Here is a 26,560-nt window from a genome sequence, read left to right as displayed (position 1 = left end):
ATTCCTCTCCCTGGGGTGGTACCCTGCCTGAAGCCTGAGCTTGGTGGTCTCGGTAAACTTGTAGGCAAGAATGCCTGACACAATGTCATCTATGCTGCCGTCAGGGAAGGCATCTTCGGTCCAGTCGTACCGCATACCGGCTTCCCAATGCTTGCCCGGCTGATATCCGATGTAACCGTATGTTCCCCATTTTCGCAACGTTCCCACCGGCACTTCTCTTACGAGATGCAGGGCTTCTGCTTGTATAATCAGTCGGGTGAACGTGGACGGCCAATATTTGAAGGTCACATCGCCTCCGGCCACCTGTGCCCTGTCTAAATGGTGCTCGAAATGCGATCCCCTCCCGGTTGCGCCGCTGGCGCCCAATTCCAGTTCCGTCTTTTTGCCGGGGGAGAACGAAGCCCACAGCCTTCCGGTATAGGTTTCGTCGGCCAGCCCAAAGGACGGTTCTTCCTCCTCCCCTTCATGATGGTGGGCCGATGGTATCCTCCAGGCGCCTATTTCAGCTTGGAGGAAGAAAGGCAGCGGCAGCAGGCAGCTGATGCTGGCGCCCTCGCCGACCAAGCCATGCTCGCCGAAGAAGCTTGACAACACCATGGGTTGATCCGCATACGGCCGTTCGTGCTGGTGTATCTTATTGATCTTTCCGAAATCCACGTGGATATTGCCCGCCCGTGCACCCAGGCATCCAAGAATGTCAAGCAAGCCGGCTGAAGCCTCGCACAATTCCGGCTCAATTGATCCGTCATGCCGGTGCATGGCCAGGAATATGTCGGCCCTCATCTGGGGGTAAATATATCCCTGCAACGCCAATTCAATTTCCCGGACCACAATTTTGTTCCGGTCGACATCGTCGGCTGCATCCGTGGCCATTCCCGCAATGTCGCCGATGACGCTGATATCGGGCAGGTTGCTGGGTGCGCCCCGTAATCCAGGCAGCGTCCCCGTTTCGTTCTCCTGGGCTTGCAGACAAGCGGAAATCGCGAATCCCAAGAGAACCATATATAGACCATGTTTCATGAAAATCCTCCTTATTAAGAAAATGAGCGCACCGCTCCCCTTGCTGACACGCAGGGAGCATGTCGCGATAAAAAAAGGAATGTCTATTTGGGGTTAAGCGAGAGGGACGGGAGGACCCCTAATGGGAAATGGGTGGGGAACGTAAGAAAGGGTCGGATGATGTAAATCATGCCGTTTGTGAAAATACCGGGGCAGAACGGACCGGCTTTCCAATATCAGGATTAACAATACGAACACGAAAATCAAAGCCAGCAGACAGGCCTGGCAATCTAAGTGAATGCAGGCATCCTGGTGGTTGTGGCCATGAATGGGGCTTGCCAGCACAACCAGAAGGAAGGCGAATAGGATGAATATCCTGTAAAATGTGATTAAAGCCGAAAGGTGATTTTTATTCGATCGATAGGTCATGGGATTTCATGCGACAAGTATTTTTCATTTTACTTAAACCCAATCAATATCAGCCGCATAAGCCCGCCAACTATCAGAGCGGTTGACATCATTATGGCGGTGGCTTTAAGCATGTCCTTTGCACCCAATTCCTTTGTCATTACGGCAAAGGTGGCCACGCAGGGAAAATATATGGCCAGCATTATCACGGCTATGGTCAATTGCTGCGGCGACATCCGCAGTGGCAACAACATGCCCACTGCCAAATCCTTCCTGAAAAAGCCCGTCAAGAGGGCGATGGCCGCCTCCTTGGGCAGGCCCAGCCACCAAACCGTTATCGGCGCCAAAAGAGAGCCAAGCCATTCTAAAAATCCCATCGCATATAAAACATTTACTGCCAGCACTCCCAATAACAACTGGGGCACGGCCTCCAGCAAAAACCATCGTACCCGCATCCACGTTTTCTTAATGATTGTGATGCCGCTGGGACGGCGATAGGGCGGCAATTCGAGGAATATCTCCGGGCTTTCGCCTTTTACATATCGGTTCAATATCAGTCCGACAGTTATATAAATAGACGTCAATACGGCAAAAACCAAGGTCAAGTAACCGGGGCCGTACGGCCCCAGGATCCCGAAGATCATGGCGATCTGTGCCATGCAGGGGACGGCTATGGCCATTAGGGTGGCCGAGATGAAACGTTGTTTCCTGGTCTCCATGATTCGAGAGGATAGGGCGCCCGGCACGTTGCAGCCCAGCCCTAAAAATACCGGCACGATGCCATGGCCGTGCATCCCCAGTTTGTGAAATATATTATCGGTAAGGGTTGACAATCTGGGCAGGTAGCCGGAATCCTCCAGGACGGCCAATATCAGGTAAAAGGCCGCTATATAGGGCAGCACCATGCCTATCGGGACGAAAAGCCCGGTGGTTAATATTCCCATGGATTGGCCGTAATCTATCTCACCATCTATCAATTTGCCGATCAGAACATGATGGAAAAAACCGGATCCGCCCAGCCAAGCGCTTAGCTTCATGGCCAACGGCCGATAAAGCTCAAACAGAGGTTCAAAGACATAACCGATAAGATTTTCGCCGATGATTCTTACCGCCCAAAAACAGAGAAAAATATTTCCAAAGGCTATCGGCAGGCCGGAGCCGGGCTTGACGGTGGCGTCGGAAATCCGATCCCGCAGAGTATGATGACGATGGGTTATATGTTGCACCTTGTTGATGATGCGCCCGATCTCGGTCCATTTTGACTCATCTGTGGTCGTTGTCGCCACCTTGGGCGATGGGACATCATTCAGCCTGGCTACCAGTTCTTTTACTCCCTCGCCGGTTATGGCCACCGTGGGAATTACAGGGATCCCCAGAAGCTGCTCCAAAAGCCGCGTATCGATATTTATGCCCAGATGCCTGGCTTCGTCCCAGATATTCAAGGCCATCGCTATTGGTTTTCCGCTTTCCATAAGTTCCAGAGTCAAGAACAAGCTTCTTTCCAAGTTGGTGGCGTCAACCACATTGATCAATAAATCGGCCTGGTCAAGCAGCTTCCCGGCCACCTCCTCGGCCCTGTTCGCCGCCTGCAGGGAATAGGTGCCGGGCGCATCAGATATTTCCACGGTCTCGTTTCCCACATGCATCCGGCCCTTGGAAAAATCTACCGTAGTGCCGGGATAGTTGGAGGCTATCACCTCGGCGCCGGTCAATCGGGAAAACACAACGCTTTTGCCGACGTTGGGATTTCCCATAAGAACGATTCTTTTCATTCCTTCGCCTCCACCACGATCTTTTGGGCCATGCCCCGACCGATGGTGATTTTGCGTCCCTCAACTTCTACCACCAATGGCCCGCCCAACGGTTGAGAAGTCATGACCTTTATCGGCTTGCCTTCCCTGATGCCCAGGGTTCTCAGCTTTCTTTGAAAGCCCCAACCGCCGATCAATCTGATAATGGTGGCCTGGTAATCTTGTTTCAGACTTGTAAGAGGTATTTCCATAGATACTTCCTTTCTTTATGTAACAAGCCTCAATCGGCTTAACCGCGATAAAAACTCATCATATTCATATTCAATGTTTTTTGCTTCAAATAGTCCGATTTTTCGGCCAAGCAAAACATCTTTTACATTGTGCTCGTTGTATCAGAACACGTGCCCACAGATCAGGCATAGATGCTTTCGTGGGCGCCCCCGCAAACTTCTAGAAACTCCATGCTGCACCCGACGAGCAAGGCGTCACCCGTTCCCCAAGGACATCACGCAAGCTTTCCACCGCGCGCTGCCCGGTGCAGTGGCAGGGAGCCACCAAGGCCGGCGACAAAGCCTTGAGCGCTTCGGCGGTCAACTTAAGCCTCCGGTCACTTGCTCCGGCCAGGTGGAACCCGCCGATAATCGCGTAGATTTTATCCTGCTTGGCGATATGTCGGATGTGCTCGAGCGTGTTAACAAGCCCGGCGTGGGCGCACCCGGTTATGATTACCAATCCCTTCGGGGTGGCGATCCACATCGCCAGGTCGTCCTCCAGGGTATCTGGCGTGGCCGCATCAGCGTCGAGGAAGAAGGGGCCTCCGACGTCCTCGAAATCAGACTTTCTTGGTATGGCCCCGGTCAGTCCGATGCCCTCAGCGATCGTCATCGGCTGGCTGACCAAGCGTCGTCTGTCCTTGGGCAGGGATCCAAGCGCGATCCTCGACACCTCCGGCATGCCCACCATCCGTGCCTGGCCGCTTCGAACGCTATAGCGTGTCCTCGACGCGGATGGATGGCAGTACACCCGGGCCCGGGTCGTCAAGGACAGCACGGCGGCCAGCCCGCCTGTATGATCGTAATGCCCGTGACTGATGACGATGAAATCAGCAGAATCCAGCGGTACATTCATCCGGCTGGCAAGGCAATTGGTCATCGCCGCGTCGAGAAGCGCGGCGACTATTCCACCATGAACCATGCCTAGGTAGCCCTGAAGCATGCCATGCGCCTTGAACTGTGCAAGCACCATGCCGTTTCCCCCGGCTGAGAACTGCAGTTTCAGGGACCAGGGATTGTCGTCGCCGCACAGCAGGCATTGGTGGTGTCCGGTTTCGCTACGATCCAAATGAGCCATGTTAATGGTCGCATGCGTTGTCGCCCGTCTGCAGCGTGCCGGCCAGGTAGTCATTCACCAGCTTCTCCGGCGGCTCGGCCGGGGCCCCGACCAGCACCTTGATTCCCTGCTCGGTAAATAGACCCTGAGCTCGTTGTCCCATGCCTCCCGCAATAATCATGTTTGCACCCTTCTCGGCCAGCCACCGCGGCAGAAGCCCGGGCTGATGTGGCGGCGCGTCGATTTCCACCTTCTTCAATATCTTTTTTGCCGTTGGGTCCGCATCAACCAGGGCGAACGCTTCGCAGTGGCCAAAATGCTGTGACAGCCTTCCTTCCGCCAAGGGTATGGCGATTCTCATTCCTTTGTCCTCCTTTTTATAAGTCTATGCTATTGGGTTGTTTTGTGCTTTCGCACGAGGATATTATCGGATTTATGATGTTCATTACTATTGTCGATGTCGCTGTGCTTGAATAATGATGAATGAAAGCCTGTCCTTTGTCGCCGGCTTCGGCGATTTTCGGATTCATTGGGATTGAACCTAAAAACGGTATCCTCAAGTCGTCTGCGATCCGCTTCCCCCCGCCTGTTTGCAGTATCTGGGTGACTTGGCCGCATTTCGGGCAGGCGAAACCGCTCATATTTTCAACCACGCCCAGCACCGGAACCTCCAGCAGCCGGCAGAAGGTGATGGATTTGCGCACGTCTACCGTGGCCACCCTCTGCGGCGTGGTAACGATCACCGCACCGTCCAGCGAGCCGATCAGTTGGCAGGCGGAGAGCGGCTCGTCGCCGGTCCCCGGCGGGGAATCGACGATAAGGTAGTCCAGTTCCCCCCAGGCTACGTCCTTCAGGAACTGCTTAATCACGCCGGTTTTCATCGGCCCCCGCCACACCACGGCATGGTCCTGGTTCTCGAGAAAAAATCCGATCGAGACGACTTTGATTCCCTCCACTTCGATGGGATGCATCTCCCCGTCCGGTCCGGCGACCGCAGATCCCTCCAGTCCCAGCATGGTGGGGATGCTTGGACCGTGGATATCGATGTCGAGCAATCCGACCCGTTTCCCAGCCTTAGCCAGCGCCGCCGCCAGGTTGACCGCCACCGTGCTCTTGCCCACTCCGCCCTTGCCCGAGAGGACGACTATTTTGTGCCGAATGCGGCAGAGCCGGGACTGGAGCTTTCGGCGGTCCTCGAAAGCTTCTTGGCTTTCGTCCTTATTGCGCTTTGAGGCGGCACAGCTCTTATCTCCGCAGGTGTCACAAACCGCCTTTCGATTCTTCAGATAGTCCTGGCAAGCCGCCTTGATTGTATTGGCGGCCAGCAGCGCGCAATGCTCAAGTTCTGGCGGCAGCCCGCCGAGCGCGCCCAGAATATCTTGCTGCCGCAGGGTCGCGGCGGCCTCGATTGGTTTTCCCTCTGCCAGAGTCGTTGCCATGCTCCCGCAGGCGAGAGAGGAACCACATCCGTCAGTAATGAACGATACTTTGTCAACATGCCCGTCTACTACGGTCATCCAGAATTCCATGGTGTCGCCGCAGGGGCCGGTGATGCGCGCATGTCCGTCGTGGGATTTCAGCGGTCCGTGGTTTCTGGGGTTGGTCGCATGATCCAGCGCCACGCCGGAAAAAACTTTGCAATCAGCGTATTCCATGCTGTCTCTCACCTCCTATAAGCCAAGCTGGCACCAAATGTGTTTAATATCCTCAACGCAGGACGCATTCGTTTCAACGACCGCCCGCGCTTGTATTTGAGCCAGGGTGACCGCGCCATCATACCGGATGCGACCGACCCCTCGCGCCCCGGCTTGGCGCGCCTTTTCCTCGATTCGCTCAGTCATTTCCATGTTAAGGTCCCACTTGTTGACGCACACCGCAGCCGGGACGCCGAAGTGCCCGGCCAGGGAAAGAACCCTCATCAAATCATGCTCGCCCAATACCGTGGGTTCGGTGACCACCAGGGCCTGCGAGGCGCCGGTGAGCGAGGCGATCACCGGGCAGCCGATGCCCGGCGGGCCGTCTGTGATGATCAACGGGCGCCCGGCCTCCTGGGCCAGCAACCTTGCCTGGTCGCGGACGATGGACACCAGCTTGCCCGAGTTCTCGGCCGCCACCCCCAGCCTGGCGTGCACCATCGGCCCGCATCTGGTCTCGGAGACCATCCACTGGCCGCAATGCCGCTCCGGGAAATCGACCGCCCCGGTCGGACAGACCCGGACGCAGACTCCGCAGCCCTCGCAGGCCTCGGGCGAGATATGATACTTGCCGTTAACCTCCGATACCGCCCCGAAACGGCAGTGTGCTTGGCACAGTCCGCAGCCGTTGCAGCGGTCCGGCACGATGGATGCCAGTCGTCCGCTGTCAAATTGGTGGCGCTGTTTGATATCGGGCGCAAGCACCAGGTGCAGGTCGGCGGCATCAACGTCGCAGTCGGCGATTACGGAGCGTTGGGCGAGGACGGCCAACGATGCCGCCAGGCTGGTCTTGCCGGTGCCGCCCTTGCCGCTGATGACGACTAGTTCCTGCATAACTCCCGCTTCTTAATGATTATCCCGCTTGGCGCCTGAAATGATATACAGCGCTGCACCGGCTTTTTTAGCGCTTAAAGACACTTCATTCCCGTCAATGCCAAGGTAGTACTCGGTACGCACCTTGAAACTTCCGGCGACCGCATCCGTTATGGCCTGCTGATCCGTATGTTTTATTTTTGAGACATAAGAATCGGGGTCGTGTACTCTTTCCCTGAAATACTCCGACTCGGGATTGAGCAACATGATGACGATTTTGCCGTGGGGACGCAGGACGGCAGCTGATTTCTCCAGCGCTTTTCTGTAGTCATCGATAAACTGAAGGGAGGCCACGTAAATCACGGCATCGAAGGAGGATTCCGGGAAAGGCATATCCTCCGCCCGGGCCGCCACGGTTCTGACTTTGTCCGGGGCGCAGTTCAATGCCTCGCAGGAGACATCCAGTCCGGTGACCCTGAAACCGTTCCGGGCCAATTTGCCTTCAATGAACGCCGGGCCGCATCCAATGCTCAGGACATCCCGGCACCCCTTCAGGTGATCAATGAGGTACTTGATCTCAAGTTGGAAAACCTTTTGCCAAAAGCCTTTCCGGCAGGATTGGATATACTTCTGTGATGCGTTCATGAGTCCCTCGGCAAGAAATTTACTGCCCTGGGTGATTTCTTTCCTTCTATGATTATTCCGGGATCTCCATGAAATAAAAGCCATTAAAGGGGCGATTATGGTGGCATACGCACCGGCGCCGGCGGGACACCCGGATTTGCCGCAAAACGGGCATGTGCTGAACATGGCCATAAATCCGCAAACCGAGAACCACCAGAGCAGAAGACGTCCTGCTATCGGCCCTAACAACTTGCCATTTTGGATCATGCGTCGAGCCCTGATGAACCGTTCCTTCATGCCATCCTCAATGTGCGCCTGAAAGCCGTAAAACGACGATCGTCCCTATCCCCAGCGCGATCAGCGGCAGCTCCCAGGTCAGGCTGCGCAGGCCGCCGGTGGCGCGCCGGCCGGGCACTAGATCGGCCAATGCGATATAGATGAAGCTCGCCGCGGACACCGAGAGCAGATACGGGACCAGCGACTGAACGAAAGGCAGAAGAAAGTATGTCATGACCGCACCCAGCATGGCGGTAAGGCTGGAAAGAAGATTGAACCAGAGGGCACGGGACCTTGAATAACCGCTTTCCAGCAGGATTGCGAAATCACCGACTTCCTGGGGAACCTCGTGGGCGATCACGGCCACCGAGGTGGCGATGCCGAGTGGGATCGATCCTGAAAAGGCCACAGCGATGGCCACACCGTCCACGAAATTGTGGAGCGAATCGCCTATCAGGATCATGGCTCCAGCGCGGGTATGATGGGCGCAGGGCTGCTCATGGCAATGCCGCCACAGGGCGAATTTCTCCAGCACGTAAAACAGGATGATCCCGGCCAAAACCGTCGGCAGGACTGTGGCGCTGGGCAGACTGTGCAGCGCGTGGGGGATCATGCCAAAAAAGGCCGCGCCCAGCAGCGTGCCAATGGCATAGGGTATCAGGCCGGCGACACTGAAGGCCAGCCGCTTCCCCTTGAGCAGCATAAAGAGCGCGGCCAGCCCCACCGAGCAGATCGATCCTAAAAGGCTGAAAGCGATGATGAGGGTCAGGATCATCATGGGTTACCTGCTTTCAACAGTTGCCGTTGCGGTATAGAACTGTTTACCGTCCGTGAGGACGCGCCGCGCCCGCCCCTCGGCGACCAGCTTCTCAAGCCTTTTGAGCATCGACAAGGGATGTTTGCCCAGGCCCGTGGCGACGTCATTTGCGGTGCAGGGGCGTCTGGCGATTATTGCCAGGATATCTTCGTTGCTGACGCCGTCCGCGTTGACATCCTCTTGGACCCCTTGGGATCCCTGGTATACGACCTCGGCCCCGCCGGGAAACATGGCGCATAGTTCCCGCATTCGCTCCAGCGCGACGGCACCGGCGATTTCCTCAGCGGGCGGCCGTGACACGGTGTTCAACTGTATCTTCATCGGGCGGATGCGCTTCACCAACTTGGCTATCTTCTCCACCTCAGACGGGATGCCGGTTAATCCAGCCAACAGAAAAACCTCCAACCATACCGATCCGGTGAACAGGCCGGTAAAGTGCGCCAAACCCTTCACCATCCGTTTAAAATCGATCTCCTGGTGCGGACGGTTGACATAGCGGAACATGCGCTCATCGCCGGCATCCAGCGAGGGGATGACCAGATCGGCAGCCATCAGACTTTCAGCTACATCCGGCTTCCACAACAGGGAACCATTGGTAATCACGGCCACCGGTATCGGGGTCATGGCTTTGATGCTTTGTATCAGGTCTCCGATGCCGCTGTGGAGGGTCGGCTCGCCCGATCCGGCCAGGCTGATATAATCCGGCACGTCTCCCTCGGCCAGTTTTTGATCGAGCTCTTCCAGAATGGCGCCAACCGGGACGTATTCCCTCCGCTCCACCGTCTTGTCGGTGGTGCGGCCCAACTGGCAGTAGATGCAGTCGTAGGTGCAGGTCTTGAACGGCACCAAATCTATCCCCAGCGACCGTCCCAGACGCCTTGAGGGGACGGGGCCGTATATGTGTCTAAATCCTTTTGTGCTCACTCGTTGTCGCCGCATTCCGGTTTCCCGCACCGCTGGTCCCGTCCGCAGCAGGTTCGTCCGGTCGTCTCTAGCGAGCAGCCGGACGCGGTGCGCTTCTTGCCGGCAACTCCGCCCTTCATGATGAACCCACTGCCGCCGGTTATCAGGCGATCCACCTCCCCTCCGCAAGCGGGGCATTTCTTCAGGACGTCCTCTGATATCGCCTGCTGGCGGGAGAACTTCGATCCGCATGAACGGCACTGGTACTCGTAGGTCGGCATGTTGCTCCTTTCGTTATGTCTTCTGTCTGCATCTATGGCTGCCGCCTCCCTGACAGCGTCCACCATGGTGTCATTTTATTTTTTGAATCTCCCCCTCAACCTCGTCCGCCCCCTCGGCGTAGAACTTCTCTTCATCGGGGGCCAGGGCGCGAAGCAGCCTCAGGAACTCGCCGGCGTGGACGCGCTCCTCGTCGGCTATGTCCTTGAGCACCTCGATGGCGAGCTTGTTGTCCGTTGACTCGGAAAGCTGCATATACAGCTGGATGGCTTCATACTCCGCAGCCACCATGAAACGAATTGCTCTGACGAGCTCCCCGTCCGTGAGCTTTCTGTCGCTTGCTCTTCCCGAAAAGGGCGATCCGAACTCCGGCATTTTTTCTCCCTTCTTGCTTACTTTTGGTTATCGTCCAAAATTCGTTTTTCTTCTATCTCTGGCCGCCGTTTTGCGCCCGAAAGCACCATCGCTCTGCATCCATCAATCCGCAGAACCCGGCGGCGGTGATGCCGTAAAGGACATGCATCTTATGCTGGCTGTTCACTAAGCCCATGATGTTGTCAAAGGTCCCGTTCACCAGCGACGTTCCGGTAATTACGACCAGGTCGGAGTAACTGATCAACCGAGGGGCCTGTGTTTTTCCATCCCATACCGGAACGCCATATTTTACATGATTGATGTTTTTCGGGTTCAAGTCGGTTATTGTGACATTCCCGGCTCCGAATTCCTTTGCCAGCGCCTCGGCGATGGCGGGGTTGAGGCCGATCAAGCCGACGCAGCGTATACCGAGGTCCCGCGCCATCCTCGCCATCTCGGCGGCGCACCGCTCCGGGTCTTCGTCCTTGCAATGAACCGTGCCCCGGGCCATACCCAGGTGGGCTAGGACGGCATTCGCCGCCGCTAAGAAAACGGCCCGGTCGCGGTTGGTGACCAGCGACATGCCCATCACGCTTCCCAGTCGGCCCGTGAAACATGCTGGCGAGTCGGTGAACGCCTGACCACGTGATCCTAATACCGCCGCCTCGATGACTCGTTCCCTGCCCTCGAGGATCGGGAAATCCGTCCGCTGGGGCGCCCCGAGGGCCTCCTCGGGCGTCAATGGCTTGACCGTAACGGATATCTCGGCGTTATCCAATCCATGAAAATCGACCATCTCCCGTATTTTCTTCCGGAACAACTCAAGGGTATTCCGATCGTTCACGGCAAGCCTCTCAGCCCCACGATGATAAACTGCGCTGATGCCCACAGAAATACCAGGCCGAAAAGCAGCATCAGTGCCCGTGAAGGCGCCCGGTGATTGATGACGGCGCCCAGTTGGGATCCGGCCAGGCACCCCAGGCAAACTGGAAACGCCGGTCCCAGGTCAACGTATCCCTGGGCGTATTTGACGACGGCGCTGATCAAGGCATTGGCGCAAAAACAATAGCGACTTTAACCTGGCTTTTGAAGAAATACCGAAAGGCTGGCACTAGGATAGCGCCGGTCCCGATCCCGAACAGGCCAGGCAGAATGCCGGCGATCGCGCCCCAGATAATCTTGACGGCAGTTGTGCCGTGGATCGTCCCCGTTGCCAGAGCGTCATCGGGAATGCCTTCCCTTTTCGCCATCATATCCCAGATGATGCGCAGCGACAGTATCGCGAAAACGCATCCGATTCCGAAGTCGAGCCAATGTCCTCGTCGGGCCAGCTGGAGAAAAAGGATCGAGAACACCAAGGTTGACAAGGCCCCGCTGAGAATCACCGGCAGCAGGTCGCGGGGTGGCACATGGCCCAGGCGGTAGTGCTTGATCCCGCCTCCCAAGGTCGTGCAAAACACCGCGGCTACGGTGGTGCCGGCCGCCGCCGCTGGCGAGAGTCCGACGAAGAAGCGCAGTACCGGCATCAACGCCACGCCGCCGCCAATCCCCAGCAGCCCGCCCAGCAGACCGGCCGAGAACCCAATGGTCAATAGCACAAACCAGGTTTCAGCCACAGCCTACTCTCTTTTAGCTTCGTATGCAGCCTGGATGTTGTCCCACAGCTTGGTGAAAATGCCCCGATACTCCGGCAGGGCGTCCACCATTAGCACGCCCCTGGAATACGCCTCGGCGATTCGCCGGTCGTCCGGAATCTCCAGGAGGATAGGTATTCCCTGCTTATGACAGTAATCGTGTACCCTGTCGTCGCCCGATCCCGCCCGGTTGATTACCACCCCAAAGGGCAACTGTAACTCCCGCACCATGTCCATGGCCAGGGTCAGGTCGTGGAGCCCGAAGGGCGTCGGCTCGGTAACCAGCAGCACGTACTCCGATCCCCGCAGCGTGGTCACCACCGGGCAGGAGGTTCCCGGCGGCGCGTCCAGGATCGCCGGAAGTTCCGTCCGCAGACGCGACTTCACCGCCCGGATCAGCGGCGGCACCAGGGAAACGCCGACGTCCAGTTTCCCCTGGATCAGGGTGACGTTCTCGGACTCCAGCACCTCTACTACGCCGATGCGACGCCGCACCTCGCTGATGGCCTTCCGGGGACAGACCAGCGCACAGCCGCCGCAGCCGTGGCAAAGCTCCGGGAATACGATCGGAGATGGCTTTACCGCGGCGATGGCATGATACTGGCAGAACCGTCCGCACTCGCCACAGAGGTCGCACCGCTTGGCGTCGATAACCGGAACCGGGATACCGACCTCAGCCTCCTGGCGCAGATTGCCGCGGAGGAACAGGTGGGCGTTCGGCTCTTCGACGTCGCAGTCCAATAACTGTACCGGCCCGTCCCAGGTCCTGGCCAGATTGGCAGCCAGGGTGGTCTTGCCAGTCCCGCCCTTGCCTGAGGCTATGGCCAGGATCACGGCTAACCGCCCCCCCGAAACCCCTTGCGACCCCGTTTCTGGGCCGTCTCCTCGTCCACTTGATCCTGCCAGCCGTTGCGGGTGTTCACGATCAAGTCGAACTTGGCGGTATATGGCTTGATATCAAGAAGCGGGGTACCGTCCAGGATGTCGACGCGGTCCAGGTGCAGGACACTGCCATCGATTCTCACCAGCTCGACGATGCTGAGGCCGATGGCATTCGGCCGACATGGTGACCTGGTGGCGAACACACCGTGCTCCGTATCTTGGAGAAAGGGTCGGGTGATGAGTTTGGCCGGTCCGGCCCGGTGGAATTGGTAGATTAGGTAGATATGGGAGAAGCCGCCGATGTCCTTCAAGCCCTCGGCGTACTCGGGAAGTATCTCGGCCCGGCCCAGGCAACCTTTGGCGTAGGCCGGTTGGATTGGCGTCTCCTCTCCTTTGCGGTGCTCACTGCGGATGACACCGATGGGCCGGAAGGCGACCGTCCCGCTCAAACCCAGTGGCCCTCGACGTCTGACGACGCGGCCTCGGCCAAGGTTCCTTCCTGGTAGCGCTTCAGGGCCTCGGCCACGGTCGGCGCGTCGGTGTTGTAGACCTTAATCCCGGCCTCCTTGAGCACCTGGAATGCCTTGGGACCGCAGTGTCCAGTGACCAGCGCCTGAGCCCCGGACTTGGACACCGTTGTGGCCGACTGGATCCCGGCGCCCTGGGCCGCGTTCAGGTTCTGCTTGTTGTCGATGATCTCGAAACTTTTATTTTCCAGATCGTAGATCAGGAACTTGGGCGTCCGGCCGAACCGGCTGTCCAATGGTGCATTGAGATCATCGCCCGATGTGGAAAAAGCGATTTTCATGTTTTTCTTTTCTTTATGTTCTTCATATCGGTGTTGTTATTTGTCAATTATAAGCCTCTTTGATGCTGTCCGGTTCCTCCATCAATGCGCCGATAATTTCGCTCATCCGGGATTCCTCCCAAAACGGCAAGCGACTATGGACGTCCATATATTTCTTGGGTATGGGATGGGTTCCGATAACTACCGGCAGCCCGTATCGTTCCTCGATGAAAGCTTTGAAACGCCGGATGTTCGGGCAAGGCGGATAGCCCACCACCATCCCGGTGGCCAGATGGATGACCTGAGCCCCGTTCTTTATCATCTCCTCGGGCAACATACTCCACGTTGCCGCCCGGGCAGCCCCCACAGCTGGAGTAGCCTACCACCTCGACCGTTTCCCCGGCTGGGTATATAGAAAAGCCTCCGCGCCGCTCCCTGACCGAACGGAAGCACTTGCCGCCGCCGCAACCCCGGTAGCGATTGCAGATAATGATGCCTATCTTCATGGACGTTTCGCGCTTTTATTGCGATATTGAGCGAAGACCCCGGCGGAACCGCATAGTAACTCCGCCGGCGACCTGGCGAATGGTTGCATGACGGCCGTGCCGATCATAGTAACCGGTCACGGCCGCATACATTAATGATTAATTCCCGTTTATTTCGTCTTTGCCTTCAATCTCAGCCAGCCGTTTCTTGATGGCATCCACTTCGACTTGCAGGGCTTCGGCCTGGTTCTTCAGGATCATCTTCTCCTGTTCGGGCGTGATCTCCGGCATTGACGCTGGAGATGTTCCGAAGCGCATCCAGCCCGGCAGCCCGGTAGCGTAGAACTGGTTGCGCCATCCCCGGCCGCCGCCGCCGAATCCCCGGCCAAAACCTCCCCGGTCCATTCCCCAACCCCTTCCGAAAGCGGGATTCGTATACCCGGGCATGCTATACCCCGCGCAGAATCCGGCTGCGCGCCCGGTCATCGGCCCCATCCCCCTGGGCCCCGTTCCGTCACCGCGTGGCATGGTCGTTCCTCCATTTATTGGGTTTGTTGTTGATCGCTTTTCCCTTGTCCAGAACCGCCCCGGCGGCCCTTACCGAACCCTTGGCCCCGGCCTTGGGCGGATCCCTGACCCCGCCCTTTGACCTGCGGGCCTGTTCCATCCTCTCTCGACATAAGAGTACCTCCGTACATGGTTACTGTTGCTATTGCTCCTGTTCACTTTTTACATCGGCCGATTAGGCCGAACGCTTCAAACAATTCGGACAGCCACCATAAAAAGTAATGTCATGATCGGCGATCTGGTATTTATACTTCCGCATCAGGTGCGCCTGGATCTTCTGCACCAGATTGAGCTCCTCCTGCTCGAAATCCATGTAGTTGACGACCTCACCGCATTGGCGGCAGATTAGGTGATGGTGATGAGCCGTTGTGCCCTGTTTCTCCTTGAGCTCATATCGGAGCTTCCCGTCGCCGGAATCGAGCGCCAGTACGTGTCCATTACTGCGGAGCAGTTCAAGGTTACGGTACACGGTCGCCAGGCCAATGCCAGGGAACTGAAGGCGAAGCCTGGTGAAAATTTCATCCGCCGTCAGGTGCCCGTCCATGGTATGCAGGGCCTGGAAAATGGCCTGCCTCGGTGCGGTCATTCGGGCTCCGCACCCGATCGGGGGCCAATGGGCGCTTTTATGGCGAATCTGCCGGCATTTTGGCATAACGATCCTTTCGCTGATTATTGATAATGATTACCATTATACACAAATATTTTCAATTTGTCAATACTAAAAAAATAATGCCGACTAAACATAATGTAATGTAAAATGCTTTTTTCGTCGTCGGTAATGGGCGCAGTTGATTGGTTCTATTCTATAAATAAAAACGCGCTACGAATATAAAAATTGTAGCACGTTTTATTGACCTTGTCAGGTTTATTGTGTGACTGGAACCACTAATATGCCTAATGATCATTCCCTATTTTATCATTATCATTTTTTGGGTTTGTGTCTGTCCGTTGGCATTAAGTCGGCAAATATACACCCCGGCCGAAACCAAATGGCTGCTCTCGTCCTTCCCGTCCCAGGTAACTGACCTCACCCCGCCCTCTCCTAATGCATTAGGAGAGGGAGCCGAGGGAGAGGTCTCCTCGTCCAGCAACACTTTCACAACTTGTCCCGCTATGTTGTAAATTTTTAAGCTCACATTCCCCTCCTTTGGTATTTGATATTTGATCGTCGTTGCACGAGAGAACGGATTCGGCGCATTCTGCCAAAGTCTAAACACAAATATCTGTTCCCTGTTCCCTGGGCCGCCCGCCACCCCGGATTTAGCGTTATAATACAATCTCAGCTTCAAATCCAATCCCTCGGTTGTCGTTATCCCATTGGCGTTGGAAAATAAAAGATACCACCGGCCGGAATAAGGAGCAGCAAAGGATGGAGCATCTGCGCTTATGTCCCGCCCAATCCAATTTGCCTTAAATGGCTTGTTCTGAAGATAAAGAGAGTAGTTTGCCGAATCGCAGATATAAAAAGAGATTTTGCCGGGAGTGTTTCTTTCAATATAAGTATGATTGTACGGCAAGGCATCCTGGTCATCCCGGCGCGCCCGCACATAGCCGTGAAGCAATTCGTAAGGGGAATTGAATTCACATTCAAATAGATAAGTGGGAGTTCCCGTGGTATCAAAGGCCTCGGCCCGAGGAATAGTAATGAATTTGGAGAGATAAAATGTCTTGTAATAATCCGCCCCGGTCTGACTGTATGAGACGATCTTCACGATTTGGCCGGGGTTATCGCTGGGATAATTGGCCACACTGCTTTTAATGGAAACATAGAAATTTCTCAGATTTCCCAATTCAAAGTCGCAATAGCCTTGAGAGTTGGTAAAACCCCAGGTGGTAATGTCATATCCGCCTCCATAAAACGATTCGGTCCAGAGATAAACCCTGGCTCCGTCAACCGGAAGCCCCCGGGCGTCGCAGACGGCTACATGCAGAGAGCAGGCGTTGGAATAGCCGTGAGCGCCGGTGACGGTCCAACCATAGCCGTCGGAACGCCAATTCCAGATAGAAGAAACCGATTTACTCCCTCCCACATCATAATCGTAAGAAGTGCTGGGATCGTCTATATGCGTCACGCCGTATCCCCGGTCTACCTGAAATTCATGCCACCCCTTATAATAGAACTCGGACCAGACATGGTCTTCCGCATAGTTCATCGTGGAAACAAAGGGAATGAGAGCCGCACGACCGGCGGCAGAAATCAAATCCTGCAGCTCGCCGCAATTGCCGTTATGCTCATGGGCAATGGTATTGGGCTGAATCGGCCTGTTGCCTTCAGCCATCACCGGTAAAATCTCCGAAGTCCAGTTTCCCAAAATATCCAGGGCGGAATCCCAAGGATCAAAGCTTCTGCCCGGTGGCAGCACGTATTTCCGGCTGTGCCAGAGAACCCGGGCCTGCCTTATTTTTCCCCGCAGCAACGGATAACCCGGATCGGCATAATTGAACAGATAATCCCGCCAGAAACGGTTATAGACCAAGGCATCCATCCGCGGCGATTCGTCGGAATTCTGGGGATGGACGATATACATGTAATAATATTCTTTCGGGAGTTCGTAGCTAACGGTATCGCCGGCGAGGGTGTCGCCATTTTCAACGGCTTTGTATACCACCGTTGAGTAGTAATTCCCTCCGGGGGGCGCTCCGTAATCGACGATTTCCACATAGTCCAGGGAATCGTCATTCTGATAGAGATATTGGGCGTTGACCAGGATTAAATTGGGATCAAAGGTTGAATCCACCAGGGTTTCTGCCCCTAAACGAGCAATCTGAAAAGCGATCTCATCGGCATATTTAGCCGATGAATTAAGAATAAGATTGGCGTAGGTATCTTGAAAAGACCCGGGCAGGCGGCGGAAATTGTCGGTCAATTCGGCTTCCAACCAGTCCGGCGCGTAATCTACGGCCTGTTGAGCCAGAATAGTCAAAGTATCCGGAAGGAATACCGCTTCCAAGGTATCCGTTGCAGGGTTATTTGAAAAGGCTGCCCAAGAAAGGGAAGGGATTTGGAAGGAAAGCAAGAGCGTGTCTTTGAGAACCCAACTGATGAGCATTTTTGATATTTCCGGCCGGTTGGGTTGAAATCGTTCGGATTGAATAATCGGTTTTGCTTGTTTGGCGAAGCAAGGCGGAACCGATTCATCCGCTACTACCCTTGAGGCTTTGCCCTCCGGACTGTTGGTCATACCCGTAAACCCGCGGGCATCCTCTCCGTATGCCGGAGACGAGCCGGCCGGAAAAATACCCGGAGCGATGGCCAGCATCCCGCAAAACAGGATGGCGCAGGCGATGGATTTTTTCGGTAGCAACATGGGAACCTCCTTGCTGACGGTTGTTGAGCTAAAAGAATACGGATGGTTACAGCCGATATTGGGCGGGGCGGGGTCCGAATCGGCCCGAGGGCCGGGCGGTTCGCGGGGTGCCCGGACTTGCGATCTCGAAAATTCCATGGCCGCCAGCCTTCCCGATCCGGCGTTGTTGCAATTAGTTGACCAGAATCATTCTTTTCGTCGCGTTGACGGTTCCGGCCCCTCCGCCTCCGGCAGATCCGGCGTTGTTGGATTGAGGCGATACGGACAGCCGGCAAAAGTACACTCCGCCGGCTGCCTGTTTTCCGTCGGCATCCCTTCCGTCCCATTGACGGGTGTGGCGACCGGCTTCCACCGGCCCGTTCACTAATGTTTTCACCAACCTACCGGCAATATTATAAATCTTTAAACATACGCCGGCCTTGGACGGCAATTGATAACCGATGGTTGTGCGCACGGTAAATGGATTGGGATAATTGGTCAAACCAAGACCTGCGGCCGTCCCCGGCTTTATTCCAGCGTCTCCGGCCACGCCCGCCGAGAAAACCAATGCCCCCATATCAATGCCGTTTTCGCCGGCCCTAATGCAAGGAGAAGTTTCGGTCAGGTTGAATTTATTCTGGGCGGCGTCGGCAAACAGGGGATCCTCGGAAATCTCGCCGCTGCCGGGCGCCGGGGTAAAGCTGGTATCGCCGCAGCCGCAGTCGGACAGCCGCATATAGTTGCCGCCGGAATTGGCCCAGACGTCGTTATATAAAATCGTGACGCCGCTGCCGCACCGGGCATAATAGATGCCGTAATTCTGGTGATTGACGATTATATTGTTCTTGATCGTCACCTGGCAGGAGTCGATGCAGCGGATGCCGTCCCAATTGGCGTAAAAGGTGTTGTTGATCACCTCGCCTTGGGCCCGGTCGCGGTAAAAAAGTCCGAACTGGCCGCCCTTCAAGACGCAATGGTCTATGTCCAGCCGGGAAAAAAAGCCTTCCGTCCTGATGGCGCTGGTATCGTCCAATAGGATCAGCGCTCCCTGGCCGCGGATGCAGACGCTGCCGGAGATAATGTCAAGCCCGCCGGTGTAAACGATGTCGGAATGCAACACCACCAGCTTGTCGTATCCCGATCCGGCGGCGGCCTCCTGATAGGCGGAAAGCAGCGTCTTGGCCATCGGCGCATTGTTGCCGACTATGAACGCCAAAAAGAGAAAAGTATGTAATCTTAATTTCAGCATAATGGCTGTCACTATGTCGTTCACATCATTCCAACGGAACAAGTCGAAATACTCTCGTTCCTTTTCATAAGATCAATGTATGGTTTTTCAGCGAATCAACGTTAGTTTCTTCACCAGCGAAATATTATTGGCGCTTAAGCGGTAAAAATATATCCCGGAAGCCGCCTTCCGTCCGTAATCATCGCGGCCGTTCCAATTGACCCGGTAGTCGCCTGCGTTTTGCGTTTCCTGAACAACGGTTCGCACCAATTGGCCGGCGATGTTGTAAACCGCCAGTTTCACCGGGCATTTGGATTTTATCTGATAATGTATGGCCGTTTGCGCTCCAAACGGGTTGGGATAATTCTGGGCCAGCTTGTATTCTAATGAAGGCTGCGCCGGTCCGGCATCCGCGTCCACTCCGGTTGGAGCGGTAAAAGAGTAGATATTCCCTTCGCTGGGAACCTTGTGCCCCGAGGAGGCGATTCTCCAAATATCACCCGCTCCCGGTGGAATGCTCATAGTGCCGGCCTTATTGAACCAGAAGTAGCCGCCACAGAGATAAAATCCCTTTTGGGTAGGAACATACGTCTCGGCGCTGTCAAGAGTCAAACCGAAATGCCAGTGGTCACCGATTTTTTTACCGCCAGGAACATAGACATTGTTTGTTTTGTCGCAGATTTGAAGCGTCAATTTAAGGGTATCGGGAGGATATTTTATCCAGGAAACAATATAATCCGAGCCTCTCCAGGCCCAGTTGGCGCTGATTAACGGCGGTGCAGTGCCTAATGTATCTTCATTCTGTATCTGCAGAACGCCGTTGAACCCGCTGACACTGGTGGATTCGGAAAAATCGGTAAATCTAAAGGAAGCCGGGTCAACTTGAGTGTCCATCTCCAAAACCAAACCGTCAATAAGCGGAGAATAATCAACATACAAATTGCCGTCAAGTCGGGTGGAAAGGGGTTGATTAATAAACAGGGTTGAACCGAGCGTGATATCGTGAAAATTATAAGTATATAGCGGCTGGCCCGAAACCGCCGACGGCTGAATGCGGTTGCATCTCGCTTCATAAATATGGCCGGTAAAATTTTCCGGTTCATACGAGAGGGCTTGAACGGCGAGGGCATTACAGCCGCCAGCAGTATGAGTAACTTCCGCCGCTATACCATGGTCATTGACGATGCTTATAAAGTTAACGCTGGAATCGCTGCCGGAGGATACGGCATCATAAGCCGCGATTTTAAGATAGTAATCGCCGTTATTTATCAGATAGGTGTTCCAGCTATAAAACCCATCGTTGATTTGATTGGTGTCAACGGCCGTCCAGTTGGCCTGATTTACCGGGCGCAGAAAGAAGGCCATCCGCAAGGTATCGTGGTCGGCGTCTTTTGCCCACCATTCGATCGGCACTGTTCCGGAAAGATTTCCCCTCTGCGGCGAAAGAAAGACGACATCCGGCACGCCGTTGACCCCGGGATTATTAATGGTAAAGATAGAGTCCGAGGCATCTTCCCCCACACAGATGGAATCATGAACGGTCGCCCGGATCTTATACCGGCAGCCGTCCGGCACATTCAAAGTATTCCAGGGATACCAGTGGGCATCGGCAGTATCCGCCACAATGTCGGGGTATGTCTTCCCTCCGTCCCTGCTGTAAGCCAGCCCAACCCTCAAAGTATCTCCGATAGCGCTGGAATCTTCCCAGGTAATGTTAAATGCGCCGCCGATTTCTTCCCCGCCATTGGGACTTATTACCTTGACATAATCGGTAATGAATCCGATATCGTAAAGATTTTGGGCCAAGTCGGAATTGTCCTGCAAATCCGATAAATTTGCTCCGGCAATCACGGCAATCACCACCCTGACGGTGTCGCCCCCGGCCAGATCAAACGGCCCCGTGCCTTGCAGGAACCGGACATCCGTCGGCGTTGAGATGGTATCAAAGGGATGATACCGGCTGCTGGTATAATTATAACCCGACAGCAATTGATACGCTTGATCGTCGTTGCCGGGATCAGGCTCGCCCTCACCCGGGGTGCTTGGATTGCGCATAATCTTGAAGGCGGTAAGCCCCAACTGCTGGCCATTTGTATCCAAAGGGCTTTCCAAAAAATCAAATCCCAAATAGCCGGGCTTATGCCCCCATTCCGACGAATCGGAATCATAGGCATAGCCCAGATTTCTTGGCGAATCGAAGCTCACCAAATCATCGGAATAGTCGCCGATATCCGCGTCGCAGGCCAATCCTAAATAGAGATGCTGCAGCGAATCGGGGGCGTTGTTGATGATCCGACAGGTGAGGAAAACAAAATCTTCGTAAAAATGGTAGGACCAGGAGTAGCCGATCTGTTCAATTTTGATCTTCAACGGTGTTATGTTGCGAGCGCTGTCTTGGTCATTGAGCATACCGTAACTATCCTGGGTCGAGCGGACAACGGGCTTGCCGCCGGCATCTCTCAGCGGCCAGAGAGAGGTGTCGGCCGGATCGTCGGAAAAGAGAACCCTTTCATCGGGGTTGGTATAACCTGCTTCGTTGGGCAGGTCTCCAGGGACAAATTCGGTCGTCCCGTTAGACGGATTATAGCCCACCGTAACATGCAAAACCTTCTTTTGGAGCAAGGCCCCCTGAAGATGCGAAGTTCTGAGGGTGCCGGCAAAGCCTCTGAGACAACCGGTAATAGTGGTGTCTGTCTTGGTCCTGTAGTGAACGATCTCATTTTCAATCTGCGCTGCGCCCCCTGATGAATCCAAAACCACGGTGGAGTTAAGGAAAATTGTGGTGTCGACGTCGGATATATCGGCGCTTAACGAAGCGGTATCCTGGGGGTTCCCTTTGATCGCTCCCACCCAGACGCCTGCTCCGTAAATGTAGGATTCGCCGGAACCTTTCGGCCAATAGCAGGCATCTTGAAAGCCAAAAGTGCCATAGTTCGAAACCCTGAGTTCCAAAAGCCCGGCATTATGAGATCTGGCATGCCAGACGGCAAAGCCGGAACTGCTGAAAAATATCAGCCCGGCAACAGCGGAAAATAATATTCTTTTCATTTTACCATCACCTCTTGGTTTATATTATTATTCTTGCCTATACTCAGCGTCATAAATTGCAACATAACCCGTCATTCCCGCAAAAGCGGGAATCCAGGAAAACACTGGATTCCGGGTCAAGCCCGGAATGACAAGCTGCCTAAGACTTATGTCGTCGTGTATAATAACAAAGGGAGCCTTTAATAATAGTCAATCTGCCGCATAACTGGCCATTGCCCCATGAATAAATTCTGAAACGTATTGCCTCTATAAAGGAATATTACTCCCATTTTAAGCGATGGTCAATGGAACAGTTAAAAATATTTTTAATGCATCACTCGGCAGCTGGTTTTGGAAAGCAGGCACTGGCCCACACCTTTTAAAGCCCCGATCTTTCCCTGCAGAACCTCCAGCTTCCCGGTGGAGCCTTTGACGATGATGGTCTCCAGGCAGTGATGGCGGTCCAGGTGGACGTGCTGGGAGGCGATTATTTTTGCGTCGGCGTCGTGCTGCAAGGCCAGCAGTTTTTCCACCAGATGCGGCCGGTGGTGGTCGTAGACTATCAGTATGGCCCCCACCATCTCCTTTCCCTTTTCGGACTCCCCCGCCGCCAGGATGTCCCGAACAATGTCCCGGAAGGCTTCGGAACGGTTGGTGTAGCCCTTCTTTTTGATCATCCGGTCGAACTTCTCCATCAGGGAAAGCTCTATGGAAACGCCGACCCTGGTCAGTTGCTCTTTATTCTGGCTCATTTATTTTGATTTTTGATTTTGGGTTTTTGGTTTTAGGTACCGGTCCCGTTCGCTGAAGATGCAGCCGCAGTATTTCTGGCGGTAAAGGTTCTGTTCCTTTGACATTCTGCGCCCCTCCTCCCAGCCGGTCCGGAAATCGCGGTAGAAGAACTCCACCCCTTGCCTTTTCCCGATCTCGGTTCCCAGTTCCCGGATCAAGTCGTGCTTCTGGTATATGCTGTACAGCAGGGTGCTGGAAAACGCCTGAAATCCCTGGGCCTTGGCCTGGCGGGCGGTCTCCTCCAGCCTGATCCGGTAGCAGCCCGGACAGCGCTCCCGAGACAAAAGGTCAAGCGTCTGCTCCAGGGGATATTCGTTCAGGAATGCCGTCGGCATCTTATGGCCCTGGGCAAAATCCTTGACCGCCTGAAGCCGGGCCTGGTATTCCCGGTAGGGATGGATGTTGGGATTGTACCAGAAACCTGTGAAATCAACAGCCTCTGCCGTCAGTATTTGGTAAGGGTAGCACAGGCAGGGTGCGCAGCAGATATGGAGGAGCAATCTGGACATACTCGTTAAATCAGGGTTTGCAACTGGCTATTGCTTCAGCAGTCCGTATTTTTTCAATTCCGCCTTCACCGATTTCCGGGTTTCATCGGACACATCCACCAGCGGCATCCGTATTTCGGCGTGGCACAGGCCCAGCAGGTTCAGGGCGGCCTTGACCGGGCCGGGGCTGGTCTCGGCAAACAGCGATTTTATCAGGGAAAACTGTTTAAGATGAATTTGGCGGGCTTCATCGATTTCACCGCTCAAGAAATAGCTAACCATTTTGGAGACATCTTTGGGAGCCACGTTGGCCAGCACCGAAACCACGCCTTTGGCTCCGATAGCCAGCATGGGCAGGGTCAGCGAGTCGTCGCCGGAGAACACCGTTATCCGATCGCCGCATAGGGCCATTATCTGGCTGGCGTTGTCCAGATTTCCGGAAGCCTCTTTGACCGCCACGATATTTTTTATTTCCGCCAGCCGGGCGATGGTGGCGGGCTCCAGGCTGACCCCGGTGCGCGATGGCACGTTATACAGCATCAGCGACAGTTTAGTGGCCTGGGCCACCGACTTGAAATGCTGGTAGAGGCCCTCCTGGCTGGGTTTGTTGTAATAGGGGGTGACCACCAAAGCCCCGTCCACCCCCAGTTTTTCGGCCTCCTGGGTGCGGGTGATGGTCCTTAAGGTATCGTTGCTTCCGGTGTAAGCCAGCACTTTGAATTTCCCTTTGCCTTTTTTCAGGGTCATGGTCATGATTCTGAGGTATTCGTCTGGCAGGATGGTCGGCCCCTCTCCGGTAGTGGCGCAAGGGACCACTCCCTGGGTTCCGGCGGCCGCCTGATAATCCAAAAGCCGTTCCAAAGCCTGCTCATCCAGAGCCCCGTTACGGAACGGCGTTACCAAAGCTACAAAGGATCCCTTCCAGTCAATCATAGCGATATTCCCTTTTTTGTGATTGATATATTTTGGGTTCTATTAACGATTTGACGGGCAAACTATTGTTATAGAACCTGAGTTTTAAACATCGGCTTAATTTGACAGGGCTTCAGGCTGGTCCGGCCGGTCGTTCGCACCACTCCGGCAGCAGGTTCTGCTCCTTGGGTTCGGCAGGCTTGGGTTTTTTTTGTCCTTTTTGGTGCCGGCCGGAACGTAATAGCGGGTTCCGGGATGGGGCTGGGGCTGGGGCTGGCAGATCTTCTGCACCAGGTCCTCAAAATCCTCGGGGTGGTTGTTTACATTACCGCGATACCGTGAAGTCTAGTGCACGATGGAGATAGGTCTCTGCCTGTCCGGTCAACCTCCGTTTCCCTTTTCCCACAAGGCTTTCAAATCTCTTGCCCCGTGCACCAGCGCAACTATGACCACACGAACTTGTTCTATGCTATAGATGAGGCGGTAGTCTCTAATAATAAGTTCCCGGATTTTCGGATTGCCGAGTTCCGGAACGATGCGCCCTCTTTCAGAAAAGTCGTTGAGAGAACGGCTGACATCAAGAATCTCCTGGGCAACTGCGGCGGCGTAAAATAACGAGTCCTTTGCTATATATTCGGCAAGGGCGTCAAGATCTTCCGTAGCTTCATAAGACCATATTACTTTCCGAGCCATTTTGCCATCCGCTTTTCAACCTCTACCTGCGTGTACACCCTGCCCTCTGCTGCGTCCTTAAGCCCACGTTCGATCTTTTGAAGGACATAAAGATGGTATTGGACATCCTCCAATGAACATTCGTCTGATAAGCGGGTAAGAAGGTTGCTGACTTCTTGTTTTACTGTTTCCATGATTGTTTCCTCCTCGTTTTATGAGTCAGGAGAGATTGTACCACTTTTTCAAATGTGAATTGCGCCCAACGCCCGGATTTGCGATAGCCCGAAGCGAAGGCGGAGCAATCTGAAAGTGTAGGGCCTTACCAGATTGCGGAAGCATGAGCCAGGGTTTGGGCGGCGAAGGTGCAAGTAATCGTGAGGTGCGCAGCACCGAGCGGCAGCAAATCTGATTGTTAGCCGTTATCCGCCCAAACAAATCCGGGCGTTAGCCAAGATGCCAGAAATTGGGAAGGAGCCAACGGCATCGTTGGCGATCCAATTTCGCAGAGCTGACGCTACCAGGGCTGCGTCAGCGACATCTTGGCTAACTACCGGCTTTGCGCCACTATGACGCAAAGCCAACCACCAGTAGCAGCATATGCGCACCTGTTTTGCCTATTTTCCCATTTTAGCTTTTTTCCCAATCCAAATGCCTTATCCCATATGACATCTAACGACTAAACGTATCTGAAGTTCAGAGCCTGCCGGCGGGGAATTTAGCGGAGCGCCGCAGGCGCATAGCCGGATACGCTCCGTTAGGCGGCGTGGCCTAAAATCCTCTAACAAGAATGTTGTTTTCTGATCCGAACCGTTCTAGGCGTAATCACCGTGAAATTCCGAGCTAACTCATCGGCATGCTTTTGAATCGCCATTGCCGCCGCCGCTTTGCGCTGTGGAGACAGCCCGGCCAGACGGATCAAGACAACCCCATAAACGCTGCGCCTTTGCCGGAATACCAATTCCCCGAAGTCCTTATCCGCAGTGAGCAACAATGCGAACTCTTGGTTTGCCCGCCGAATTACCTCATCGTCCGAAATGCTTGGCACCATCTCCAACACATACAAGACTGTATGGCCGTCATCTCTAAGACGCTCCGCGACAGACTTATCTACGTTTTCATCGGCCAGAAACTTCATCGAGCCATCTCAGGCAGAGGATAGACCACATCAGCGCGCAGCGCCTCGGTTGCAAAAGACAAAGCCGCTTGAATGGCTCCCCGCGTCAATCGAGGGTGCGCCTCAAGAATTTACGCCCTAACTTCCCGGGGCATAAACCGTTCTTTTACGGAGCCGCCGCAGTAGAAACAATCGCTATATTTCTTGTAACTATTCAGCCACGAAGCCACCACTTCGTTATTTGTTAATCGTAAATCGTTAATAGTGTGTGCCTTGGTGGCATGATTTTATAATTATTCAGCAAGCCCTGAATGGTTACTATTTCTTTACCATAGACGTTGTAGTGAACGTTAGCCGAACTATTAACACCTTCCTTTACCGGTTTCTTGATTTATCCCTCAAGCTCAATCTTCCGAAGCTGAAGCGCATTCAGCCTCT

At 54.7% G+C, this 26,560-nt stretch carries 31 protein-coding genes and 1 pseudogene; all 32 read right to left on the bottom strand.

The window, feature by feature from the left end:
• Positions 1-1,020 (bottom strand): hypothetical protein (locus HY768_00590; protein MBI4725720.1); only part of this gene is annotated, 1,020 nt, incomplete at its 3' end.
• 437 nt (positions 1,021-1,457) lie between these two features.
• Positions 1,458-3,179, bottom strand: a complete 1,722-nt coding sequence (locus HY768_00585; protein ID MBI4725719.1) for a ferrous iron transporter B — start codon at positions 3,177-3,179, stop codon at positions 1,458-1,460.
• Positions 3,176-3,409, bottom strand: coding sequence for a ferrous iron transport protein A (locus tag HY768_00580; GenBank protein MBI4725718.1), 234 nt, complete (start codon positions 3,407-3,409; stop codon positions 3,176-3,178). The genes HY768_00585 and HY768_00580 overlap by 4 nt, the downstream gene beginning before the upstream one ends.
• A gap of 199 nt (positions 3,410-3,608) precedes the next feature.
• Positions 3,609-4,508, bottom strand: coding sequence for an MBL fold metallo-hydrolase (locus HY768_00575; GenBank protein MBI4725717.1), 900 nt, complete (start codon positions 4,506-4,508; stop codon positions 3,609-3,611).
• Position 4,509: 1 nt separating this feature from the next.
• Positions 4,510-4,848, bottom strand: a complete 339-nt coding sequence (locus HY768_00570) for a NifB/NifX family molybdenum-iron cluster-binding protein (GenBank protein ID MBI4725716.1) — start codon at positions 4,846-4,848, stop codon at positions 4,510-4,512.
• Between the two features lie 16 nt (positions 4,849-4,864).
• A complete protein-coding gene (locus HY768_00565; protein ID MBI4725715.1) occupies positions 4,865-6,142 on the bottom strand; it encodes a P-loop NTPase in 1,278 nt (425 codons plus the stop codon).
• Between the two features lie 15 nt (positions 6,143-6,157).
• Entirely contained in the window at positions 6,158-7,015 is an 858-nt protein-coding gene (locus HY768_00560; protein MBI4725714.1) for an ATP-binding protein, read from the bottom strand.
• 12 nt (positions 7,016-7,027) lie between these two features.
• Complete coding sequence (locus HY768_00555) at positions 7,028-7,639, bottom strand: class I SAM-dependent methyltransferase (protein ID MBI4725713.1); 612 nt, start codon at positions 7,637-7,639, stop codon at positions 7,028-7,030.
• 283 nt (positions 7,640-7,922) lie between these two features.
• Complete coding sequence (locus HY768_00550; protein ID MBI4725712.1) at positions 7,923-8,672, bottom strand: ZIP family metal transporter; 750 nt, start codon at positions 8,670-8,672, stop codon at positions 7,923-7,925.
• Positions 8,673-8,675: 3 nt separating this feature from the next.
• Positions 8,676-9,650: a radical SAM protein gene (locus tag HY768_00545; GenBank protein MBI4725711.1), complete on the bottom strand. Its 975-nt coding sequence runs from the start codon at positions 9,648-9,650 to the stop codon at positions 8,676-8,678.
• Positions 9,632-9,895: a zinc ribbon domain-containing protein gene (locus HY768_00540; GenBank protein ID MBI4725710.1), complete on the bottom strand. Its 264-nt coding sequence runs from the start codon at positions 9,893-9,895 to the stop codon at positions 9,632-9,634. The genes HY768_00545 and HY768_00540 overlap by 19 nt, the downstream gene beginning before the upstream one ends.
• Positions 9,896-9,965: 70 nt before the next feature.
• Positions 9,966-10,268 (bottom strand): rubrerythrin, encoded by a 303-nt coding sequence (locus HY768_00535; GenBank protein ID MBI4725709.1) that lies wholly within the window; start codon positions 10,266-10,268, stop codon positions 9,966-9,968.
• 52 nt (positions 10,269-10,320) lie between these two features.
• Positions 10,321-11,091, bottom strand: a complete 771-nt coding sequence (locus HY768_00530; GenBank protein ID MBI4725708.1) for a hypothetical protein — start codon at positions 11,089-11,091, stop codon at positions 10,321-10,323.
• Positions 11,088-11,294 (bottom strand): hypothetical protein, encoded by a 207-nt coding sequence (locus HY768_00525; GenBank protein ID MBI4725707.1) that lies wholly within the window; start codon positions 11,292-11,294, stop codon positions 11,088-11,090. The genes HY768_00530 and HY768_00525 overlap by 4 nt, the downstream gene beginning before the upstream one ends.
• Positions 11,291-11,863, bottom strand: coding sequence for a sulfite exporter TauE/SafE family protein (locus HY768_00520; GenBank protein ID MBI4725706.1), 573 nt, complete (start codon positions 11,861-11,863; stop codon positions 11,291-11,293). The genes HY768_00525 and HY768_00520 overlap by 4 nt, the downstream gene beginning before the upstream one ends.
• 3 nt (positions 11,864-11,866) lie before the next feature.
• Positions 11,867-12,715 (bottom strand): ATP-binding protein, encoded by an 849-nt coding sequence (locus tag HY768_00515; protein MBI4725705.1) that lies wholly within the window; start codon positions 12,713-12,715, stop codon positions 11,867-11,869.
• A 2-nt stretch (positions 12,716-12,717) separates the two neighbouring features.
• A complete protein-coding gene (gene tsaA, locus HY768_00510; GenBank protein MBI4725704.1) occupies positions 12,718-13,212 on the bottom strand; it encodes a tRNA (N6-threonylcarbamoyladenosine(37)-N6)-methyltransferase TrmO in 495 nt (164 codons plus the stop codon).
• Entirely contained in the window at positions 13,209-13,571 is a 363-nt protein-coding gene (locus HY768_00505; protein MBI4725703.1) for a NifB/NifX family molybdenum-iron cluster-binding protein, read from the bottom strand. Before HY768_00505 ends, tsaA begins: the two co-directional genes overlap by 4 nt.
• 43 nt (positions 13,572-13,614) lie before the next feature.
• Positions 13,615-14,056, bottom strand: a pseudogene (locus tag HY768_00500) (CGGC domain-containing protein).
• 138 nt (positions 14,057-14,194) lie between these two features.
• Complete coding sequence (locus tag HY768_00495; protein MBI4725702.1) at positions 14,195-14,563, bottom strand: DUF5320 domain-containing protein; 369 nt, start codon at positions 14,561-14,563, stop codon at positions 14,195-14,197.
• A complete protein-coding gene (locus tag HY768_00490; protein MBI4725701.1) occupies positions 14,550-14,702 on the bottom strand; it encodes a hypothetical protein in 153 nt (50 codons plus the stop codon). The genes HY768_00495 and HY768_00490 overlap by 14 nt, the downstream gene beginning before the upstream one ends.
• Positions 14,703-14,777: 75 nt before the next feature.
• The gene (locus tag HY768_00485; GenBank protein MBI4725700.1) at positions 14,778-15,188 is read right to left on the bottom strand and encodes a transcriptional repressor; all 411 of its coding nucleotides are present in this window, start codon (positions 15,186-15,188) and stop codon (positions 14,778-14,780) included.
• A 322-nt stretch (positions 15,189-15,510) separates the two neighbouring features.
• Positions 15,511-17,910: a T9SS type A sorting domain-containing protein gene (locus HY768_00480; GenBank protein ID MBI4725699.1), complete on the bottom strand. Its 2,400-nt coding sequence runs from the start codon at positions 17,908-17,910 to the stop codon at positions 15,511-15,513.
• Between the two features lie 172 nt (positions 17,911-18,082).
• A complete protein-coding gene (locus HY768_00475) occupies positions 18,083-19,162 on the bottom strand; it encodes a right-handed parallel beta-helix repeat-containing protein (protein ID MBI4725698.1) in 1,080 nt (359 codons plus the stop codon).
• 63 nt (positions 19,163-19,225) lie between these two features.
• A complete protein-coding gene (locus tag HY768_00470) occupies positions 19,226-22,165 on the bottom strand; it encodes a T9SS type A sorting domain-containing protein (GenBank protein ID MBI4725697.1) in 2,940 nt (979 codons plus the stop codon).
• A 305-nt stretch (positions 22,166-22,470) separates the two neighbouring features.
• Entirely contained in the window at positions 22,471-22,896 is a 426-nt protein-coding gene (gene nikR / locus HY768_00465; GenBank protein ID MBI4725696.1) for a nickel-responsive transcriptional regulator NikR, read from the bottom strand.
• The gene (locus HY768_00460; protein MBI4725695.1) at positions 22,897-23,445 is read right to left on the bottom strand and encodes an epoxyqueuosine reductase QueH; all 549 of its coding nucleotides are present in this window, start codon (positions 23,443-23,445) and stop codon (positions 22,897-22,899) included. It abuts the gene before it with no gap.
• Positions 23,446-23,472: 27 nt separating this feature from the next.
• A complete protein-coding gene (locus tag HY768_00455; protein ID MBI4725694.1) occupies positions 23,473-24,357 on the bottom strand; it encodes a 4-hydroxy-tetrahydrodipicolinate synthase in 885 nt (294 codons plus the stop codon).
• Positions 24,358-24,453: 96 nt separating this feature from the next.
• Positions 24,454-24,627, bottom strand: coding sequence for a hypothetical protein (locus tag HY768_00450; protein ID MBI4725693.1), 174 nt, complete (start codon positions 24,625-24,627; stop codon positions 24,454-24,456).
• 90 nt (positions 24,628-24,717) lie between these two features.
• Positions 24,718-25,029 carry a type II toxin-antitoxin system RelE/ParE family toxin gene (locus HY768_00445; GenBank protein MBI4725692.1) on the bottom strand — a complete coding sequence of 104 codons (312 nt, stop codon included), beginning with the start codon at positions 25,027-25,029 and terminating at the stop codon, positions 24,718-24,720.
• Positions 25,014-25,202 carry a hypothetical protein gene (locus tag HY768_00440; GenBank protein MBI4725691.1) on the bottom strand — a complete coding sequence of 63 codons (189 nt, stop codon included), beginning with the start codon at positions 25,200-25,202 and terminating at the stop codon, positions 25,014-25,016. The genes HY768_00445 and HY768_00440 overlap by 16 nt, the downstream gene beginning before the upstream one ends.
• A gap of 584 nt (positions 25,203-25,786) precedes the next feature.
• Positions 25,787-26,143 (bottom strand): DUF5615 family PIN-like protein, encoded by a 357-nt coding sequence (locus HY768_00435; protein ID MBI4725690.1) that lies wholly within the window; start codon positions 26,141-26,143, stop codon positions 25,787-25,789.
• Positions 26,144-26,560: the final 417 nt, after the last annotated feature.

The sequence above is a fragment of the candidate division TA06 bacterium genome, assembly GCA_016208585.1.
In the GTDB taxonomy this organism is placed as follows: Bacteria; Edwardsbacteria; AC1; order AC1; family EtOH8; genus UBA5202.
Note: the sequence above shows the minus strand (reverse complement) of the source record. Positions and strands in the feature narration are given on the sequence as shown.